At 62.0% G+C, this 234-nt stretch carries 1 protein-coding gene; it reads left to right on the top strand.

Annotated features, from left to right (window positions below; genetic code table 11):
• The coding region (locus Q7F16_RS30220; RefSeq protein ID WP_413201724.1) for an Ig-like domain-containing protein at positions 1 to 234 on the top strand (234 nt) is incomplete at both ends.

The following is a 234-nucleotide window of genomic DNA, read 5'->3' as shown; positions in this document are numbered from 1 at the left end:
TGCGCCGAGCGTAACCGTGGCGGCTAATGCCGACGGCAGTGTCACCGTAACGGGTTCGGCTGAACCGGGCAGTACGGTCAATCTCACTTACCCAGATGGCAGCACCGGTACGGTGGTGGCTGCGGCCGATGGTTCCTACAGCGTCACTTCGCCGGTGAACCAACCGACCGGTGATGTCACTGCGAACTCGTCGGACGCAGCAGGTAATGTCAGCCCTGACACCGTGGTGGCTTA

This window comes from Pseudomonas sp. Lb2C2 (assembly GCF_052112205.1).
Classification (GTDB): domain Bacteria; phylum Pseudomonadota; class Gammaproteobacteria; order Pseudomonadales; family Pseudomonadaceae; genus Aquipseudomonas; species Aquipseudomonas kilonensis.
Note: the sequence above shows the minus strand (reverse complement) of the source record. Positions and strands in the feature narration are given on the sequence as shown.